The following is a 19,032-nucleotide window of genomic DNA, read 5'->3' on the forward strand; positions in this document are numbered from 1 at the left end:
TCGCCTCGCCGAAGCGGCGGAGCCGGTGTCTGATGGCTGCTGTGGTGCGTATCCGGGAGCTGAGCGGCCCTGTCGTCACCGGCGTGCAGGTGCTGGCCGTCGCAGCCTGCTACTTCGCGGCAGCACGGCTGGGACTCCTGCGGCAGTACGTCATCGACGGAGCGGTCTTCACCCCCATCTGGCCGCCCAGCGGGATCGCCGTCGCCGCCCTGCTGATCCTCGGCCTGCGCTGCTGGCCGGGGATCGCCCTCGGCGCGTTCCTCGCGGTGCTGTCCGTCGCCCCGCTGCGGCCCACCGTCGTCGGCAGTGTGGTCGGCAACACCGCCGCCCCCGTCTGCTCGTATCTCCTGCTGCGCCAGGTGGGCTTCCGCAACGATCTCAGCCGCCTGCGCGACGGCGCCGCACTGGTGTTCCTGGGTGCCCTCGCCAGCACGCTGATCAGCGCGACCGTCGGCGTCGGGGTCATCGTCTTCAGAGGAGGGCTGCCGGCGGAGGACTTCTGGACGGCCTGGCCGGCCTGGTGGGTGGGTGACGCGATGGGTGTTCTGATCGTCACCCCGCTGCTGCTCGCGCTGCACGAGGCGCGGTGGCCCCCGCGCATGTCGCGGTGGAAGGAGGCGCTGGGGATGGCCGTCGTCGCCTGCGCCCTCGTTCCGTTCGCCACCCACAGCTCCCTCAGCATGCTGTTCCTCGTCTACCCGCTGCTGGTCTGGGCGGCGCTGCGGTTCCAGCTCGTGGGCAGCATGCTGTGCGCGCTGTTCGCCTCCGTCCTGGCCACCGTCGCGGCGACCGACCGGATCGGTCCGTTCGCCGGACTGTCCCCCACGGAGCTGATGTTCAAGCTCCAGGCCTTCAACGGTGGCATGGCCCTGACCGCGCTGCTCCTCTCCTCGGTGATCACCGAGCAGCTCAACACCAGACGCTCCGTGGAACTGGCCTGCCGGGAGTTGGTCGAGGTCCTCGAACACCTCACGGCGAACGAGTCCCGTCGTGAGCGGCCGCACGAGGAGAAGGGGCAGGGGGAGGAACAGGGGGAGGGCGACGGCGGGGGACGGCGGAGCGCGCTGTGACCGTCGCGCGGGTCGGGCGTACGTCGTACGCCACCCGCGGGCGGCGCGGCCCGGCGTAGGCGGTCCGCGCCCGCCCGGTGTCCGGCGCGTCCCGTGGGGCCTTGCCCGGCCGGGGCGACGTCGCCGCCCGTCGCCCCGACGTGGATGACGCGTATCCGCGCCATGCCGAATCCCCGCCGTGCGCGGCCGGACCCGCCCGGGCCGCCCGCCCCCTCTGGATTCGGTCAACGCCCTTGTGCAGCAAGGGCGTTCCGCACTTGTTCGAATCTACGAACCTGCTCCCGGCCGGGTTACCGCCTCGCGTCGCTTCTGATAGTAAACCTTCCTGTCAGTGCAATCAGGTACGGACCAACTCCACAACCCCCCACCATCAACTGGAGTCCCCGTGAAGCACGCAACCCCCGGGACGGCGGGTCTCGCCGCCGTTTCCCGCCGTACGGCCCTCGCTCTGGTCGGCGCCCTGGCGGCGGCTCCGCTGCTCGGCTCCCCGCGGGCCGCCGCGAGCCCCCTGACCACCGCCGCACCGGGCCTCGACGACCCGGCGAAGAAGGAGACAGCCATGCGGCTGGTGTCGAGCGCGGAGAACTCCTCGCTCGACTGGAAGGCGCAGTACGAGTACATCGAGGACATCGGCGACGGCCGCGGCTACACCGCCGGGATCATCGGGTTCTGCTCCGGCACCGGCGACATGCTCGACCTCGTCCAGCTCTACACCGACCGCAGGCCCGGCAACGTCCTCGCCCGGTACCTGCCGGCACTGCGCGAGGTGAACGGCACCGATTCGCACGACGGACTCGACCCGTCGTTCCCCGGCGACTGGCGCAGGGCCGCTCAGGACTCCCGCTTCCAGCGGGCGCAGGACGACGAACGCGACCGGGTGTACTTCGACCCGGCGGTGAGGCAGGGCAAGGCCGACGGACTGCGCGCCCTGGGCCAGTTCACGTACTACGACGCCATCGTGATGCACGGCGACGGCGGCGACCCCACCTCGTTCCGCAGCATCCGCAGGCGGGCCCTGGGCCGGGCGAAGCCGCCCGCGCAGGGCGGCGACGAGACGGCGTACCTGAACGCCTTCCTGGACGCGCGGGTGTGGGCCATGCGGCAGGAGGAGGCGCACAGCGACACCAGCCGGGTCGACACGGAGCAGCGTGTCTTCCTGCGCAAGGGCAACCTCGACCTCGACCCGCCACTGGACTGGAAGGTGTACGGCGACAGTTACCACATCGGCTGAACGTCCCGGCGAGTGACCGAACCTCCGGACGGGCGCCCCGCCGACCGCGGTCGGCGGGGCGCCCACGGGCAACTTTCCCCGGTCCGCCACCGAGTTGACCCGTGCCGACCTCTGGTCCAGGCGACGTACCGACCGGTATACAAACCGAGTCGAACGCGCGAACACCGCAACGGCGCGGTGTGGCACGCCGACCTGGAACCTGGGGGAGTGCTCCATGAAGCAGCACGGCAGTCCGGCCGCAACAGCCCCGCGCCACCGTCGCGTCACCGCCCTGGGAGCGGCGCTCGGCGTCTGCGCCCTGGGTCTGGCCTCGGCCGCACCGGCCTCGGCCGACGGACGGCACACCGGTCACGGTACGCGGTACGTGGCGCTCGGGGACTCCTACACCTCGGGACCGCTCATCCCCCGGCAGGTGGACGCCAACTGCGCCCGCTCGGACCACAACTACCCCTCACTCGTCTCGGCGGCGCGCAGGACGACCGCGTTCAAGGACGTGAGCTGCGGCGGCGCGACGACCGAGAACATGTGGAAGGCCCAGGGGACGAACGGCCCGCAGCTGGACGCGGTGCGGCGTGACACCGATCTCGTGACGGTGCAGATCGGCGGCAACGACGTCGGCTTCGGGTCCATCATCGCCACCTGTGCCCGGCTCGGCGCCACGGACGTGACCGGCAACCCTTGTCAGCGCTACTACGCCTCGTCCGGCGCCGACCAGTTGACGCTCAACATCCTCGACACCATGCCCAAGGTCGCCGCCGTGCTGCGCGCGGTGCACGCCAGGGCGCCGCACGCCCGGGTGCTCCTCGTCGGCTACCCCGACCTGCTGCCGGACGACGGCACCGGCTGCTACCCCTCGGTGCCGTTCGCGGCGAAGGACTTCCCCTACCTGCGGGACACCGGCAAGCACCTGAACCTGATGCTGCGCCTGGTGGCCCTGCTCAATCGCGCGGAGTACGTGGACACCTACGGGCCCACGGTCGGCCACGACATGTGCAAGTCCCCCGCGGACCGCTGGATCGAGCCGCTCCAGCCGGCGTCCCCGGCCGCCCCCGCCCACCCCAACGCCAAGGGGGAGGAAGCCATGGCGCGTGCGGTGACCGCGGTCCTCGACTCGGGCCGCGGACACCGCTGACCGGCGCGGTCGCCGCGGTCCGCCGGGGCAGCGCCGAACACCGGTCAGGGAGTTCGCGGCCGGGACGTGCATGGCCGCCGGTTCTGGCAGTATCGGCCCATGACGATCCGTACCCGTACCGACCGTTCGTGGGGTTCGCTGTGGTCGAAGGGCTCGGTGCTCTCCATCGGGTCGGTGAACTCGGTTCTCTCCGTCGGATCCGTGGGCAGCGCCCTGTCCGTGGGGTCGATCGGCAGCGTGCTGTCGGTCGGCTCCCTCGGCTCCGCCGCCAGCGTGGCCTCCGCCGGTTCCTGGCTCAGCATCGGATCCGCGCTGTCCGCCGCGTCCTCCTGGTCGGTCCTGTCCTGGCGCTCCGACGGCGCGACGGCCGCGACGAGGAACCTGGCGGTGGCGGGGATCCTGGCGATGGCGGCCGGTGGCACGGTCCTGCTGTGCGCACGTACCGCCCTGCCGGACGGCCGTCCCGGCCCTCGCCTCGGCTCCGGGCGCCGTTCCCGGTCAGGCTCCGGCTCCGTGTAGACACACGTGCCGCGAGGCTCAGGCGGAGTCCTCCGCGGACTCCGCCGGCACCGCGACGGGCTCCTGGGCGTCGGGCGCGGAGTAGTACACGGACGTGCCCTGCTTGGTGCGCTGGGCATGGCTCTTGGCCACCAGGCCTTCGAGCGTCGTGCGGACGACGGTCGTCTTGACGGAGCGCTCGGGGTGCTGCTGTCCCAGCGTGGCGGCGATCTCGGCGGCGGAGCGCGGTTCGCGCTGCTCGGCCAGGTGCGCGCGGACGATGTCGACGAGGGTGCGCTGGGCCGGCTCCGAGGTCTGCGCCTCGGGCGCCGCGTTCTTGCGGGCCGCCTTGGTGCCCTTGGCGCGGCTCGGGGAGCTCTTGCGCGCTTCCCGCGTCCGCCTACCGGCGGTTGTCGCGTCGGCCGTCTTCTTGCGCGGCGCCGGCACCACCGCCGTGGTGTCGGCCTCGGGCTCGACCGCCGACTCGGTCTCCGTCGCTTCCGGCTCCGCCGTGCCGCCGAGGACCTGCCGGATGTTCACCAGGACGGTGTGGTCCTGCCGGATCGAGGCCAACTGCTCCTGGAGCGCGGCGATTTCACCGGCGAGCCGTTCCTGCTCCTTGACGTTGCGTTCCAGGTCGGCGGCCACCTGGGTGGCGTACTGCGACGTCAGTCCGGTCGTGCCCGTAGTGGTTTCGGACATGCTGCTCACACCTCTTTCATGGGCCCTCCGGCCCCGGGGACGGCAAGCCGTGGGCGTATGCAGAACCAAATATGCTTGCCCTTGGGGCTGGTGCCGTAAGAGTAGTGGCAATTACGGCCGCACAGCCGGTAGTAGAGATAGTAGAGAACGCGACCGCGTGTCGTACGCGCCTCACATGTCCGGGAATCGCCTCGACGCACTCGGGTCACCCCTGTCACATCACCTGGCTTCGTCATTGACAGTCAGCAGGCCGCACAGCTAACTTCGCAGCACGAAGTCAGATGGGAAGGCGGCGCACCGTGGGACGGACACGTACATACGAGTGGGATGATCCCGCCGTGACCGCGGCGGCCGCCGCGCGCGACGCCGGGCTCGACTTCCTGCGGGCCATGCAGGCCGGCCGGGTGCCGGGGCCGCCCATCCTCGCGACCCTGGACTTCTCGCTCGACGAGGTGGAGCCGGGGCGGGTGGTGTTCTCGTTGACCCCGGGCGAGGAGCACTACAACCCGATCGGCAGCGTCCACGGCGGTGTCTACGCCACCCTGCTCGACTCGGCGGCGGGCTGCGCCGTCCATTCCACGCTGCCGCACGGCATGGCGTACACGTCCCTCGACCTGACCGTGAAGTTCCTGCGGCGGATCACGGTGGACACCGGCCGGGTGCGCGCCGTCGGCAGGGTCGTGCACGGCGGACGCCGGACCGCGCTGGCCGAGGCCACGCTGATCGACGCGTCGGACCGCCTGCTCGCCCACGCCACCAGCAGCTGCATGCTCTTCCCGGTGTCCGCCCCGCAGGCCTGAGGACGGGCCCGCGCAGCCGGACCCGCGCGGGGCCCGCACCGCGCAACACGTCTCGGGTTACCTGGCGGCGTGGCGTTGACGGTCCGGGGCCGTCGCGCGGTGAGGATGGCAGCCGGTACGGGTGCGGACGGCTGCCGCGTCCGTCGCGGAGACTCGGCTCGGAGGCGGATGTGACGGTGCGTCGGGTCGGCATGGTCGTCCACGGAGGGCGCACGGCGGCCATGGACGCCGCACGGACCGTCCGCGCGTGGTGCGCCGAGCATGCCGTGCAGTGCACGGACATCGACGTGTGGCGGGACGGCGGGCGCCACAGCGCCGAGGAGGAAGTGGAGGCCGCGGGAGACCCCGACCTCATCGTCACCCTGGGCGGGGACGGGACCTTCCTGCGCGGTGCCCGGCTGGCCGCCGAGCACGACGCCCTCGTCCTGGGCGTCGACCTCGGGCGGGTGGGCTTCCTGACGGAGGTTCCCGTCACCGTGGTGCGGGCGGCGCTGGACGCCGTGCGGGAGGAGCGGCTGACGGTCGAGAACCGGATGCTGCTCACCCTGCGCGCCTCGCGCACGCTGGAGGTGCCCTCCGGCATGCAGGAGCTGATGCGCTACGGCCGCGGCCCGATGCTGCCGCCGCCGCGCGTGCGTACCGACTGCGAGGCCGGTGACGACTGGGGCATCGCGCTGAACGTCGCGGCGCTCAACGACGTCGTCGTGGAGAAACTGGCGAGGGACCGGCAGGTGTCGGTCGGCGTCTACATCGCCGGCCGGCTGCTGGCGTCCTACTCGGCCGACGCGCTGCTGGTGGCGACGCCGACCGGCTCTACGGCCTACAGCTTCGCCGCCGGCGGTCCCGTGGTCTCGCCCCGGGCCGAGGGTCTCGTGTTCACGCCCGTCGCCCCGCACATGGCGTTCAACCGGTCGGTCGTGGCCGCGCCCGACGAACCCATCGCCCTGCGTGTGCTCGAACGGTCCGGTCAGGCCGCCGTCAGCATCGACGGCCAGCTGCGGGGCGTGCTCGACCCGGGGGACTGGATCGGCGTGTACGCGGCACCGCACCGGCTGCGGGCCGTGCGGCTGGGCCCGATGGACTTCTACGGCCGGCTGCGTGAGCGCATGAACCTCACCGACGCCCCGGCCGCGGTGGCCGACGGAACCCCCGCCCCGCTCTGGCCGGTGTCCTCCCCGCCGCCGGGAGACCTCGCCCATCTGGCGCTGCCCCCCGGCCCCGGGGGCCCGGCTGCGGACCCGTGCCCGCCGGCCGCTCCCGGGCCGGGTGACCCTTCGGGCGCGTGATCGTTCGTATGTGGCGCGGAGCGCGGCGGGCAGATCCCCCGAAACGGCTGCCGGCATGACTTGTTGATGGCTCAACAGGGAAATCTTCAACAAGACCGTAGTCACGGCGGGATGACCTTCGTATTGTCATGCCCATGCGGCTCGACGGGCGGGTCGCATGTGCATGGAGGTGTGGAATGCTGCGCCGAAGACTCGCCACCGGTCTCGCCGGCTCAACCCTGGCCCTGGTCGCCGTCGTCGCCACCGCGACGTCCGCCGGCGCCGTCCCGGCCGACAAGCCCCAGGTCCTGTCGAGCTGGACGCAGACCAGCGCGTCGAGCTACAGCCTCTGGGCCGCCGCCCGCGCCAACCAGTCCGCCTGGTCCGCCTACGCGTTCGACTGGTCCACCGACTACTGCTCCTCCTCCCCGGACAACCCGTTCGGCTTCCCCTTCAGCACGTCCTGCGCCCGGCACGACTTCGGTTACCGCAACTACAAGGCCGCCGGAACCTTCAGCGCCAACAAGTCCCGTCTGGACAGCGCCCTCTACGAAGACCTCAAGCGGGTCTGCGCCGCCTACGGCGGTGCCACGAAGACCACCTGCGACAGCACGGCGTGGACCTACTACCAGGCGGTCAAGGCCCTCGGCTGAACGACGGCCCGGGCGGTCGAGGGCCCGGGCCACCGCATCGAGGGCCTGTCCCGGCCGAGAGGCCGCGGGCCCTGACGGCCGTCGAGTGCGGGGTGTCGAACGCGAGCCGCCCCGCACTCCGACGACTTTGCCCTTCCTTTACAACCTGTGCTTCGGCCGACTCGTCTCTCTGCGCGATCCGAAACCCAGCCCGCCGGACCCCTCCGGCCGGGCCGACGAGAGAGAACGACTCATGCGCCGAACTGTCCTCAGTACCCTGGCACTTGCCGGCACGGCCGTCCTGGCGAGCACCGTGCCCGCCTTCGCCGACGGGCGGAGCCCGAGCCCGGTCCCCAGCTCCCCCGCGACCGTCGACGCCACCCCTGGCGCCGTCGCGAGCGCCGCCCCCCGCCCGGCGCCCACCGTCGCGCCGACCCGCGCCGCCACGCCGGGCCAGGTCAGCCGCGTCCCGAACGGAGCGCCCGACACCGGTGTGACGTCGGCGTCCACCTCGTCCGGCGACGAGGGCGCGGTGATCGGCGGCGCCGCCGCCGCGCTCGCCCTGGCCGGCGGGACGGTGCTCGTCGTGCGTCGCCGGCGGGCGAACGGGGCATGACCCCGCTCTCCAGGCGTGCGTTCGCCACCGCGGCGCTGGCCGCGTTGCTCGCGGGCTGCGCCGGGCCCGACACGGGCCGGGGCGCGGCGGCACCCCCGACGGCCACGCCCCCGCCCGCGCCCCCCCCCGCGCGGCCGTCCGCGCGGGCGGCCACGGCAGCACCGCTCGGGCGCTCGGCCCCGGTGGGGCTGCGGATCCCGGCCATCGGGGTCGACACCCCGGTCATGCGACTGGGGCTGGCCGCGGACGGCACGGTGCAGGTGCCCCCGGTCACGGCACACGACCGCGCGGGCTGGTACCGGTACTCGCCGACGCCGGGCCAGGTCGGCCCGTCGGTGATCCTCGCCCATGTCACGGTCGGCGCCTACGGGGACGGGGTCTTCCGCCACCTGGCGGACCTGCGCCGCGGCGACCGGATCGAGGCACGCCTGGAGAACGGCAGGACGGCGGAGTTCACCGTCGAGTCCGTACGGACGGTCGCCAAGGCCGACTTCCCGGCGGACCAGGTCTACGGGGACGTGGACCGGCCCGAGTTGCGGCTCATCACCTGTGGTGGCGCCCGTACCGGTGACGGTTACCTCGACAACGTGATCGTCTTCGCCGCGCTGAGCGCCACGAGTCCCTGACCGGCAGATCAGGGCGCCGGTTCCCGGTTCCCGGGCCCCGGACCGCGGATCCCGGACCGATGGAACGCACACCACCGGTCCGGGGTCCTCCTGCACGAGCCGCCTGACCCGAGCCGTACGGTCACCGGGCCGGCCGTACGGCCCCCGGCCCACGACCTTCCGAGCCCCGAACCCCGACAGCCACGACCATGGAGAGCGTTGAAACGGACCCGCGACAAGGCAGCGTCCGAGCTGTTCGCCGCCGTCTACCCGCGCCTCGCCGGCTGGTGCCGCCGTCTCGTCGACGACGACGGGACGGCCCACGAGATCGCCTCGGAGGCGTTCACCCGCCTCTGGGCCCGCTGGACGTCCGTGGAGGAGCCCCGCGGCTTCCTCTACGTCACCGCGGCCAACCTCGTGCGCGACCACTGGCGCAAGACGGAGCGCGAACGCAGAGCCGTACGCCGTGTCACCTCCGAAGTCGCCGTCCGGCCGTACGACGAGCAGGCGGACCCCTCGGTACGTCTGCTCGTGCAGGCCCTGCCGGAGCGACTGCGCGTGCCCATCCTGCTGCACTACTACGCTGACATGCCGGTCCGGGAGGTGGCCGCGCTGACCGGACGCAAGGAGGGAACCGTCAAGGCCGACCTGCACGCGGCCCGAGAACTGCTCCGCGCCCACCTGAGGAGAAGCCTTGATCACAGCCTCTGACGAGGGTCCGGACTTCGACCCCGACGACCCGCTCGCCGTCATCCTGCGGCCCACCCCCGAGTACCTCGGTCCGCCCCCCGGCCGGTACGAGGCGATCCGTCGCAGTGCCGGCCGTCGCCGACTGCTGCGGGCGGCGACCGGCGTCGGTCTGACCTGCGTCGCCGCGGTCCTCGTCGCGCTGCCGCTGCACCTGAGCACGCCCGAGGCGCCCGTGTCCCCGGTCGTGCCGATGGCGCCGCCGCCCGCCGGCCGCCCCACCGTCGCACCCAGTGTCACGGCGTCGCCCGCGCCGGTCCGCCCGCACGCCTCCCCGACCGCCTCGCCGACCGTGGGGGACCGGGTCTCCGCCAGGCCCACCACCCGTGACATCCCGGCGAACCCCCGGGCCGCCGTTCCCAGCCCGTCACGCGCCGGACGCTGAGCCGGGAGACGGCGGGGCCCGGCCCCGGACCCGCCGTGAACGGCCCGCGGGCGAACGGGCCGACGTGAGCGGACCGGACGCCTACCGCCCGGCTCCGCCGACCGCCCGCAACGGGCACCCGCTGTCCATACGGTCCGTCAGTTCGGCCCGCAGGGAGGCGAGTTCGGCCATCCGGGCGTCGACGATCCGGATCTTCTCCGCGAACAGCGCGGACAGTGCCGCGGCGCTGTCCGGGGCCTCGCCGAGTTCCGCGAAGTGCCGCGCGATCTCCGCCAGCGTGAACCCGAGCGCCTGCGCGGTACGGACGTACTGGAGCCAGGGCACGGCCTCCGGCGGGAAGTCGCGGTATCCGTTGGGCAGTCGGCGGCTCTCGACGAGTCCGATCCGCTCGTAGAACCGGACAGTGTCCTTCGTCAGGCCCGTCCGCGTGGCCAACTCCCCGATGCGCATGGCCCTTTGCCGTGCCCTTCCGTCCGCCCGACGACCTTGACCCTGGAGCGTACTCCGCTGTTTACCGTGAGGCGTCGGTTGCCCAGCACCCCTCAGGAGCCCCTCGTGACGCCTCGTCCCGCTCCCGCCCGCCCCGCCTATCTCCGCCTCGTCCGCGCGAGCGCCTGGTACGACCTCGTCGTCACCGCCGGTTTCGCGACACCGTGGACGTACGCGATGGTCCACGACGCCCTCGACTCGGTGGGTTCCGCGCTCGGGTGGGGCACGCTGCCCGCACTCGATCCGACGCAGACCATGTACGCGAACCTGATGGGTTCGCTCGTGGTCGTCTGGTCCGCCCTGCGGCTCCTGCGGCCGGTCGCGGTCCACGGTCTGTTCGACGGTTTCGCCCGGGTGCTGTTCGCGGCCTGGGAGGCGTACGCGCTGGCGCACGGCGCGACGCGGGTGCTGTGGCTGTTCCTCGGTGTCGAGGTGGCGTTCGGGGTCCTCCAGCTCGCGCCGTGGTGGAGCCGGCGTACCGGTCCGGCGGCCGGGCGGGCCGACGGGCCCGTGTGCGATGCCGCAGGCCGGTGACCGGGGCGCACGGTTCAGTGCCGCAGGCCGGTGACCGGGGTGAACGGCCGGGCGCGGGCGATCAGCAGCGCGACGTCGTCGTGGTCCTGCGGGTTGCGGAGGTTGCGCAGCAGCCGGTTGCAGATCTCCTCCAGCGTGCAGTCCGGGGCGTCGAGCAGTCCCAGCAGCGTGTCGAGCCGGTCGTCGAGGTGCCCGTGGCGGGTCTCGACCAGACCGTCGGTGTACAGGACCAGCTCGTCGTCCGGGGCGAAGCGCAGGGTGGTCGACTCGAACGGGACGCCGCCGACGCCGAGCGGGGTGCCCGTGGGCAGTTCGAGCAGCTGCGGCCCGGAGCCGTCGCACACCACCACGGGCGGCATATGGCCGGCGTTCGCGATGCGCAGCTCGGCCCGGTGCGGGTCGTAGACGGCGTAGACGCAGGTGGCGATGTACTGCTCCAGCCGTGAGGTGATCGTGTCCAGGTGCTGGAGGACCTGGGCGGGGTCCAGGTCGAGCTCGGTGAAGGCCGCGGTCGCGGTGCGCAGCCGGCCCATCGCGGCGGCCGCGTGGATGCCGCTGCCCATCACGTCCCCCACGACGAGCGCGGTCCGCTCGCCCGCCAGGGGCAGCACGTCGTACCAGTCGCCGCCGACCTCGTAGGCCGCGACCGCGGGCAGATAGCGCGAGGCGACCCGCAGGCCGGGCAGGTGCGGCGGGTGGTCGGGGAGCAGGCTGCGCTGCAGGGTCTCGGCGGCGTTGCGCACGCTCTGGTGCGTGCGGGCGTTGTCGATGCAGACGGCGGCGCGGGAGGCGAGCTCGGTGGCGATGGCCAGGTCGTCCTCGTCGAAGGGCCGCGGATCGCGGGCGCGGGTCAGCGCCAGGAACCCGAGCGTGGTCCCGCGCGCGATGAGCGGCACGGTCATGTAGGAGTGCACCCCGGCCCGGGCCAGCAGCACCGCCGCGTCCTCGTCGCGGGCGATCCGGGCCAGGTCGCCGCCGTCCGCGTGCCGGATCAGGACGGGCCGCCCGCCGCGCACGCACGTCGTCGCCGGACTGTCGGCGTCGTACCGGGTGATCACGCCGGGCGGGTCGGCGGCGAGGAAGGCGTCCGTGGGGTAGGCGGCCTTCACCGCGAGGGCGCGGAAGAACGCCGGGCCGTCCCGGGAGGCGGGCCGGTACTCGTCGAGCATGGAGTCCAGCAGGTCCACGGCGGCCACGTCGGCGAACTCGGGCACCGTGACGTCCGCCAGCTCCCGGGCGGTCTGACCGACCTCGAGCGTGGTGCCGATCCGGGCGGAGCCGTCGGCGATCAGCGCCAGCCGGCGCCGTGTCTCACTGGCCTCCTGCGCCGACGCGTGGCGTTCGGTGACGTCCACGACGAGCTCCGCCACCCCGAGCACGTGGCCGAGGGAGTCCTCCAGCCGGTACATCGAGATCGTCCAGGCGTGGTCGTGCCCGGGGTCGGCCGGGGTGCGCCCCACGACGGTGGACTCCTCGATCAGCGGGGTCCCGGTGCGCAGCACCTGCTTCAGCGCCGCTTCCGTCTCCTCGAACGCCGGGGACGACATGATCTCGCGGTAGTGGCGGCCGAGGTGGTCCGCCGCCGGGATGCCGTGCATGCGTTCCAGAGCGGGGTTCACGGACACGTACCGGAGATCGGGGTCGAAGATCGCAACCCCGACCGGTGACTGGGAGATCAGCCGGGTCGAGAGGGCCACGTCCCGTTCCAGCTCGCGCAGGGTGGGGGAGTCGGCGCCGAGTCCGAGGGCGTAGTACTCGCCCTCGTCGTTCAGCAGGCGCATGTTGCGCAGTTCCACCTGCCGCGTGCTGCCGTCCTTGCACCGGATGGGGAACGTGCCGGCCCAGCTCCGGCCGGTCTCCATGACCTCGATGAAGGCGTCGACCACCCAGTCCCAGTGCTCTTCGTGCACGAGCACATGCGCGGCGTACCGCCCGAGGGCCTCCTGCGCCGAGTAGCCGTACAGCTCTTCGGCCTGAGGGCTCCACAGCACGATCCGGCCGTCCGCGTCCAGCACGACCGCCGCGACGTTCAGGAGGTCCATCAGCCCGCTCGGCCGACCGCCGACCGCGACACCGAGGGCGGGCGGGGGGCGCTCGGGTCCGCTCATCGCGGGCACTCCTTCCGACCGCAGGACGGGCGCCGCCCCCTTCCGGCCGGGAGCGCTTCCTGCCGGTGCGCAGGCGCCTCGGCTTCCATGGTCCCCCCGATGCCGGTGATCGCACACTTTCGCGCGGGTTCACCGCCCCGGGTTGCGGGCAGGTGGTATGCACGCAGCGCCCCGCACGATCATGCCGACCTGCATACGGAGTGAGGGAGGGTGCCGCACGCAGGCGCCGACCGGGGAAGGGGCTCATGGCAGCGACAGGGAGTGAGCGAGGGCACCACCGGCAGGCATGGGCCGCCCGGGGCGCGCTGGCCGCCGCGGCGGCGGCCGCGCTGCTGCCCCTCGTCTACGGAGGGGTGGGCGGGCTGGTGCTCCTGGCGGTCGGACTCGTCGGGCTGGCCGTCACCGCCGCCGCGCTCTGGTGGACGCTGTCCCGGCGAGGAGTGGTCCGTGCGGCCGCGACGGCGCTGGCGGCCGGCACGCCCGTCGCCGTGGTCATCCTGTTCGCCGCGGTGGGGCTGCTGTGGGTGATCGCGCTGTCCGCGCTCCTGTGGTCCGCGGCCGTGTGGAGCGGACGCTACGCCCTGCGCAGCACGAACCTGCGTCCGGTACGGATGAAGGAGCACCGCACGCCGCCGCCGGAGCGGCCCTTCCTGATCCTCAACCCGCGCTCCGGCGGCGGCAAGGTCGAGAAGTTCTCGCTCCGGGAGAAGGCGGAGCGCCTCGGCGCCCGGGTCGTGCTGCTCGACCCCGAACGGCACCAGGACGTCACCGAACTGGCCAGGTCCGCGGTGGCCGGGGGAGCGGACCTGCTGGGTGTCGCGGGCGGGGACGGGACGCAGGCCCTGGTCGCCGCCGTGGCCGCGGAGCACGGTCTGCCGTTCCTCGTCATCTCGGCCGGCACCCGCAACCACTTCGCCATGGACCTGGGCCTCGACCGCGACGACCCCTCCACCTGCCTGGACGCGCTCACCGACGGGGTGGAACTGCACGTCGACCTCGCCTTCGCCGACGACCGCCCGTTCGTCAACAACGCCTCCTTCGGGGTGTACGGGGCCGTGGTGCAGAACCCCGGCTACCGCGACGCCAAGGTGGGCACCGCGCTGGAGGTGCTGCCGGACCTGCTCACCCGGCAGCGCGGCCCGCGGCTGACCGTCCGCGCCGACGACACCACGCTGACCGAACCGCAGGCCGTGCTGGTGAGCAACAACGCCTACCGCACCGGCGACCCCTTCGGCTTCGGCCGCCGCGAGCGGCTGAACTCGGGACGGCTCGGGGTCCTCGCCGTCCGCGTCGACAGCGCTGTGGAGGCGGCCGAGCTGGTGCTGGAGCCGAACCCGTCCGGGCTGGCGGCGCTGACCGCGCACGAGGTGGTCGTGGAGGCGGACGGGCCGCAGTTGGAGGTCGGCCTGGACGGCGAGGCGCTGCTGATGCCCGCCCCCGTCCGCTGCCGCATCGCACGCCGCGCCCTGCGGGTCCGCGTCCCCCGGGTGCGGCCCGGCGTGCCGGAGGCGCCGCCGCGTCTCGACTGGCGCCGACTGCGCAAGCTCGCGGCCGCGGTCAGCCGGACGGCCGTACCCGGACGGTCGGCCCGTACCCGTCCGGCCGCACCCGAGGACGGGAGCGGCGGCCCGCGCTGAGTGCCGCGCGGGCCGCCGCTCGGTGGCCTCCATGGGTGCGTCGCCGCGACGGGTCGCGGTCCGCGTCCCCTCGGAGCCTTCGGGGCCCGCGGTCCCGGGAGCCGGACTACGCGTCCGGGGCGGCCGACTCCGGCCCGCCACGGGCCTTCGCGGTACCGGCCTTCGCGGCACCGGCCCTCCCGGCACCGGCCTGGGTGGCCGGGACCTCCGGTGCGCGGACCTCCGACGCGCGGGCCTCCGGTGCACGGGCCTCGGGCGAGCAGGGCTGCGTGACCCGGGCCTGCGGGGTACCGGCCGCCGGGGCGCAGGACTGCTCGGCACGGGTCGGGGTGACGCCGGGCTCCGCCGTGCGGGACTGCGGGGCTGTTCTGCCGTCGGCGCGTGTACGGCGCCGGTCGCGCAGCAGCAGCCGTCTGGCCGGGCGCTCCACGCCCTCGTACAGGACCCAGGCCAGTCCCAGGGACACCGCGAACACGGCGACGGTCAGGGCCAGGGCCTCCGGCACGCCGAAACCCGGGCGGGTGCCGACGACGCTGCGGACGGCGCGTACGACCAGCAGGTGCACCATGTAGAAGGCGAACGAGAGCTCGCCGAGCCGCACCAGCCGCCGGTGCCGCCACAGCGAGGGCAGCCCGCGCAGGTCGGCGACGGCGGCCGCCGGGATCAGCAGGGCGAACCCGAGCAGGGTGCAGGCGGTGGCGGGGTGACCGGGGGTGATCTGGGGCACCAGGAAGTAGCCGATGATCGTCAGGGCGAGCGAGGCCTCCAGGCCCGGCCCGCGCCAGCGTCCGAGGAGCACAGTACGGGCCACGGCGGCGCCGAGGACGAACTCGGGCAGCCGGGCCGCGGGCAGTGAGTACAGCTGTCCGCCCAGCCAGGTGTGGGGGTCACAGGCGGTCAGCGCCAGCACCGCCAGCAGCGACGCCCCGGCGACGGCCGCCGATCCGCGGGCGCCGAGGCGGCGCAGGACGAACGCCAGCGCGGGGAAGAGGGCGTAGAAGAAGGCCTCGCAGGCCAGCGACCAGCTCACCGGGTCGAGCGTCTGCCACCACGGGCGCCACCAGGAGTGCACCAGCAGCAGGTTGGCCAGGCCCTGGCGGGGCGTGGGCATCGTGAACATGCCCGGGCCGTACGCCATGAGCAGCGCCAGCGCGGCCGTGACCAGGTGCACGGGGTACACGCGAGCGATGCGCCGCCGCCAGAAGGCGAACGCGCGGTCGGCGGGCCGGGCGGACCACATGAGGACGAAGCCGGACAGCACGAAGAAGAACGACACCCCGCTGCCGCCCGGCCCGAACCCCCAGGTCATGATCCGTCCGCCGGTGCCGCCGAAGTAACCGGCGTTGCGGATGTGCAGTCCGAAGACGAGCAGTGCCGCCACCCACCGCAGACCGGTGAGGGACGGCAGCGCGGGCGCGCGGGCCGCCGAAGCGGCGTCGGCCGCGGCCGACGGGCCGGTGGGCGGCGACGCCCGCGCCGCCGCGGTAGCCCTGGTCTCCTGTGCGGGGGGATGTTTCGTGCCGAGCATGAAAGGCAACCTTGCCGCTTCCTCGCCGTTCATGACGCCCTCGTCCGAAACATCACACGGACGCCACCGTCCGGGGCGCGGATCCCTGACACCTGTGACCGGGCGCGGCACACCCGTGCGAGCGCGCCACGGCCGCTGTCCCCCTGTCCGTCCGAGGAGCGGCCGTACGGGTGGTCCATGGATTGCGCCGGTGGTGGCCGGGTCCAGGGAATTACGGCCTTCGGGCGGTGATGTCGTTTCCGTTCGGCGGGTGCGAAGTGGCAACCTGACGATGGACGGCCGAGACTGTAGGCCATGGATTCGTGATCAATGAGAGCGCACGGCCTCGTGGCTGCCGGATGGCTCGGTCGGTGCCGTTCCACAGAGCGCGAGGACAATGGACCGGCGGCCGTCTGAGGCCATTGGTCAGGGAAATGTCCTCAGGAGTGCACATGGTAGATCAGTCGTCCGAGATTTTTATATCCGGATTGGACGGAGCCGCTGTGACCCGGGGTGGTAATGGTGCCGGTCCGACGGTGGAGGACACCGAAAGGGAATTCGCGGAAGTGCTCGCCGGTGTCGTACACGCGGACCATGTGCCGGCCGACAGCCACTTCTTCGACGACCTCGGGGCCAACTCCCTGGTCATGGCCCAGTTCTGCGCACGGGTCCGGAAGCGGTCCGATCTGCCGCCCGCCTCCATGAAGGACATCTACCGGTATCCCACGGTCAGGGCCCTGGCGGCCGCCCTCGCGGACACGGCCGCCCCGGCCCCCGCCGTCACGCCGATTCCCACGGCCTCGCCGGCCGTGACCGACCGCTCCCCGGAGGCGACCCCGGGGAGTACCGGGCGTTATGTGTTCTGCGGAGCCGTCCAGTTGCTCGTGTTCCTGGGGTATTCGTTCTTCTTCGGGCTGGTCACGGTCCGCGGTTACGAGTGGGTCGCGGCCGGTTCGGGGCTGGTCGACATCTATCTGCGGTCGCTGTTGTTCGGCGGTGTCGGTTTCCTGCTCCTGTGCCTGTTCCCGATCGCTGCCAAATGGATTCTCGTGGGCCGCTGGAAGTCCACCGAATTCCCGCTCTGGGGCCTGGCGTATATCCGCCTGTGGCTCGTCAAGGCGCTGCTCCACGCCAACCCGATGGTGTTCTTCGTCGGCAATCCGCTGTACGTGCTCTACCTCCGGGCGCTCGGCGCGCGGATCGGCGCGGGGGTCACGATCCTCTCCCGTTCCGTGCCGGTCTGCACCGACCTGCTGACGATCGGCTCCGGCACGGTGATCCGCAAGGAGGCGACCTTCCTCGGCTACCGCGCGCACGCCGGACGGATCCGGACCGGCCCGGTCACCCTCGGCCGGGACGTGTTCGTCGGTGAGAAGACCGTCCTCGACATCGACACCGCGATGGGCGACGGAGCCCAGCTCGGCCACGCATCCTCCCTGTACCCGGGCCAGTCGGTCCCCGTCGGCGCGCGCATGCACGGCTCTCCCGCGGAGCCCACCGGGATCGACTACGTGCGGGTCGCGCCGGCGAGGTGCGGCACGCTGCGCCGGACCTGGTTCGGGCTGGTCACCCTGGCGCAGACGTTGCTGCTGTACGTGCCGCTGGCCGTCGGCGGTATGTACATGCTGTTCGCGCAGATCCCCGCGCTCGGCAAGCGGATCCAGTCGGACGCGCCGATGAATTCACCGTCGGAATTCCTCACCGACGCCGTACTGCTTTCCGCCGCGCTGTTCTTCGGGTTCGTCGTGCTGGGGCTGACCGTGCTGTTCACCGTGCCGCGTCTGCTCGCGCTCGTGATCAAGCCCGACCAGGCGTATCCGCTGTACGGATTCCGGTACGCGGTGCACCGGGCGACATCGCGGATGACGAACATCAAGTTCTTCGCCTGGCTGTTCGGCGACAGTTCCTACATCGTCCATTATCTTCGCGTTCTGGGTTACGACCTCTCACGCATCGAGCAGACCGGCTCCAACTTCGGTACGGAGGTTCAGCACGAAACCCCGTATCTGGTGCGCGTCGGCACCGGGACGATGGTGGCGGACGGACTTTCCATCGTGAACGCGGATTTCTCCAGCACGTCTTTCCGTGTTTCCCGGGCGTCGATCGGACCGCGCAACTTCATCGGCAACAACATCGTCTATCCGGCCGGGGGCAGGACGGGGGAGAACTGTCTGCTCGCGACAAAAGTGATGGTGCCGCTCGACGGTCCGGTCCGGGAAGGCGTGGGGCTGCTCGGATCGCCGCCCTTCGAGATTCCCCGGACGGTCGAGCGCGACGTCCAGTTCGACCATCTCAGGACCGAACAGGAACTCGGCCGCCATCTTGCCGCGAAGAACCGCTACAACACGCGCACACTTCTTCTTTTCCTGTTCCTGCGATGGCTGCACGTTTTTATGCTCACGGCGTTCGGACTCGCCACGGAGAGCCTGTACGGAACACTCGGGCACGTGGTGCTCGGTGCGTACATCGCGATCACCCTCGCCATCACCACGCTCTATTTCGTGCTGTGCGAGCGCTGTATCGGATCCTTCCGCGGACTGCGTCCGCAATTGTGCTCCATCTACGATCCTGCTTTCTGGCGCCAGGAGCGGCTCTGGAAGGTCCCGGAGAACTATCTCAATGTTTTCAACGGGACCCCGTTCAAGAGCGTGGTCTGGCGGCTGCTGGGCGTCCGCATCGGCAGGCGGGTCTTCGACGACGGCTGCCACATCACCGAGCGCACGCTCACCGCGATCGGGGACGACTGCACGCTCAACGTGGGCAGCAAGATCCAGTGCCACTCGCAGGAGGACGGCACCTTCAAGTCCGACCACACCACCCTCGGAGCCCGCTGCACCCTGGGGGTCGGCGCACATGTGCACTACGGCGTGACGATCGGCGACGGCGCGGTGCTGGCGTCCGACTCCTTCCTGATGAAGGGCGAGGAAGTCCCCCCGAACGCCCGCTGGGGAGGAAACCCCGCCGGGGAGATGCCCGACACCCTCGGCCGTCCCGCCGACGCGAGCCCGGCGGACCGGGCCGGGACACGACGAACCGACGACGACGCTGCCACCGCGAGCTGAGGAAGGCCACCC

The 19,032-nt window shown here is 72.4% G+C and carries 18 protein-coding genes; 14 read left to right on the forward strand and 4 right to left on the reverse strand.

Annotated features, from left to right (window positions below; translation table 11 throughout):
- Positions 1-32 precede the first annotated feature (32 nt).
- The 4 genes from ACZ60B_RS31150 to ACZ60B_RS31165 all read left to right on the forward strand — a co-directional run bounded on the left by ACZ60B_RS31150 (position 33) and on the right by ACZ60B_RS31165 (position 3,952).
- Positions 33-1,070 (forward strand): MASE1 domain-containing protein, encoded by a 1,038-nt coding sequence (locus ACZ60B_RS31150; RefSeq protein ID WP_469392827.1) that lies wholly within the window; start codon positions 33-35, stop codon positions 1,068-1,070.
- Positions 1,071-1,455: 385 nt separating this feature from the next.
- Positions 1,456-2,301 (forward strand): chitosanase, encoded by an 846-nt coding sequence (locus ACZ60B_RS31155; RefSeq protein ID WP_469392829.1) that lies wholly within the window; start codon positions 1,456-1,458, stop codon positions 2,299-2,301.
- 214 nt (positions 2,302-2,515) lie between these two features.
- Entirely contained in the window at positions 2,516-3,433 is a 918-nt protein-coding gene (locus ACZ60B_RS31160; protein ID WP_469392831.1) for an SGNH/GDSL hydrolase family protein, read from the forward strand.
- Between the two features lie 99 nt (positions 3,434-3,532).
- Positions 3,533-3,952, forward strand: coding sequence for a hypothetical protein (locus ACZ60B_RS31165; RefSeq protein ID WP_469392833.1), 420 nt, complete (start codon positions 3,533-3,535; stop codon positions 3,950-3,952).
- An 18-nt stretch (positions 3,953-3,970) separates the two neighbouring features.
- Here the strand turns inward: ACZ60B_RS31165 and ACZ60B_RS31170 are convergent, their stop codons facing one another.
- A complete protein-coding gene (locus tag ACZ60B_RS31170; RefSeq protein WP_469392835.1) occupies positions 3,971-4,633 on the reverse strand; it encodes a hypothetical protein in 663 nt (220 codons plus the stop codon).
- Positions 4,634-4,932: 299 nt separating this feature from the next.
- Between ACZ60B_RS31170 and ACZ60B_RS31175 the strand changes: the two genes are divergently transcribed.
- The 7 genes from ACZ60B_RS31175 (at position 4,933) to ACZ60B_RS31205 (ending at position 9,683) form a co-directional block, all read left to right on the forward strand.
- Positions 4,933-5,433 carry a PaaI family thioesterase gene (locus ACZ60B_RS31175; RefSeq protein ID WP_469392837.1) on the forward strand — a complete coding sequence of 167 codons (501 nt, stop codon included), beginning with the start codon at positions 4,933-4,935 and terminating at the stop codon, positions 5,431-5,433.
- Between the two features lie 170 nt (positions 5,434-5,603).
- Positions 5,604-6,719, forward strand: coding sequence for an NAD(+)/NADH kinase (locus ACZ60B_RS31180; protein WP_469392839.1), 1,116 nt, complete (start codon positions 5,604-5,606; stop codon positions 6,717-6,719).
- A 179-nt stretch (positions 6,720-6,898) separates the two neighbouring features.
- Complete coding sequence (locus ACZ60B_RS31185) at positions 6,899-7,351, forward strand: phospholipase (protein ID WP_469392875.1); 453 nt, start codon at positions 6,899-6,901, stop codon at positions 7,349-7,351.
- 232 nt (positions 7,352-7,583) lie between these two features.
- Positions 7,584-7,946 carry a sortase-dependent protein gene (locus ACZ60B_RS31190; RefSeq protein ID WP_469392842.1) on the forward strand — a complete coding sequence of 121 codons (363 nt, stop codon included), beginning with the start codon at positions 7,584-7,586 and terminating at the stop codon, positions 7,944-7,946.
- The gene (locus ACZ60B_RS31195) at positions 7,943-8,572 is read left to right on the forward strand and encodes a class F sortase (RefSeq protein ID WP_469392844.1); all 630 of its coding nucleotides are present in this window, start codon (positions 7,943-7,945) and stop codon (positions 8,570-8,572) included. The genes ACZ60B_RS31190 and ACZ60B_RS31195 overlap by 4 nt, the downstream gene beginning before the upstream one ends.
- A gap of 198 nt (positions 8,573-8,770) precedes the next feature.
- A complete protein-coding gene (locus ACZ60B_RS31200; RefSeq protein WP_469392846.1) occupies positions 8,771-9,262 on the forward strand; it encodes an RNA polymerase sigma factor in 492 nt (163 codons plus the stop codon).
- Positions 9,246-9,683, forward strand: a complete 438-nt coding sequence (locus ACZ60B_RS31205) for a hypothetical protein (protein WP_469392848.1) — start codon at positions 9,246-9,248, stop codon at positions 9,681-9,683. The genes ACZ60B_RS31200 and ACZ60B_RS31205 overlap by 17 nt, the downstream gene beginning before the upstream one ends.
- Before the next feature lie 81 nt (positions 9,684-9,764).
- Here ACZ60B_RS31205 and ACZ60B_RS31210 read toward each other — a convergent pair whose 3' ends face one another.
- Positions 9,765-10,133 (reverse strand): MerR family transcriptional regulator, encoded by a 369-nt coding sequence (locus ACZ60B_RS31210; protein ID WP_469392850.1) that lies wholly within the window; start codon positions 10,131-10,133, stop codon positions 9,765-9,767.
- A 105-nt stretch (positions 10,134-10,238) separates the two neighbouring features.
- On the opposite strand from ACZ60B_RS31210, the gene ACZ60B_RS31215 reads away from it, so the two are divergent.
- Positions 10,239-10,706, forward strand: a complete 468-nt coding sequence (locus ACZ60B_RS31215; RefSeq protein WP_469392852.1) for a hypothetical protein — start codon at positions 10,239-10,241, stop codon at positions 10,704-10,706.
- A gap of 14 nt (positions 10,707-10,720) precedes the next feature.
- Here the strand turns inward: ACZ60B_RS31215 and ACZ60B_RS31220 are convergent, their stop codons facing one another.
- The gene (locus tag ACZ60B_RS31220) at positions 10,721-12,814 is read right to left on the reverse strand and encodes a SpoIIE family protein phosphatase (protein WP_469392854.1); all 2,094 of its coding nucleotides are present in this window, start codon (positions 12,812-12,814) and stop codon (positions 10,721-10,723) included.
- Between the two features lie 245 nt (positions 12,815-13,059).
- Here ACZ60B_RS31220 and ACZ60B_RS31225 point away from each other — a divergent pair, with 245 nt between their 5' ends.
- Positions 13,060-14,451, forward strand: a complete 1,392-nt coding sequence (locus ACZ60B_RS31225; protein ID WP_469392856.1) for a diacylglycerol/lipid kinase family protein — start codon at positions 13,060-13,062, stop codon at positions 14,449-14,451.
- A gap of 106 nt (positions 14,452-14,557) precedes the next feature.
- Here ACZ60B_RS31225 and ACZ60B_RS31230 read toward each other — a convergent pair whose 3' ends face one another.
- Positions 14,558-15,979: an acyltransferase family protein gene (locus ACZ60B_RS31230; RefSeq protein WP_469392858.1), complete on the reverse strand. Its 1,422-nt coding sequence runs from the start codon at positions 15,977-15,979 to the stop codon at positions 14,558-14,560.
- Positions 15,980-16,410: 431 nt separating this feature from the next.
- Between ACZ60B_RS31230 and ACZ60B_RS31235 the strand changes: the two genes are divergently transcribed.
- Positions 16,411-19,020: a Pls/PosA family non-ribosomal peptide synthetase gene (locus ACZ60B_RS31235; RefSeq protein WP_469392860.1), complete on the forward strand. Its 2,610-nt coding sequence runs from the start codon at positions 16,411-16,413 to the stop codon at positions 19,018-19,020.
- Positions 19,021-19,032: the final 12 nt, after the last annotated feature.

It is taken from the genome of Streptomyces sp. NPDC104096, from assembly GCF_055584385.1.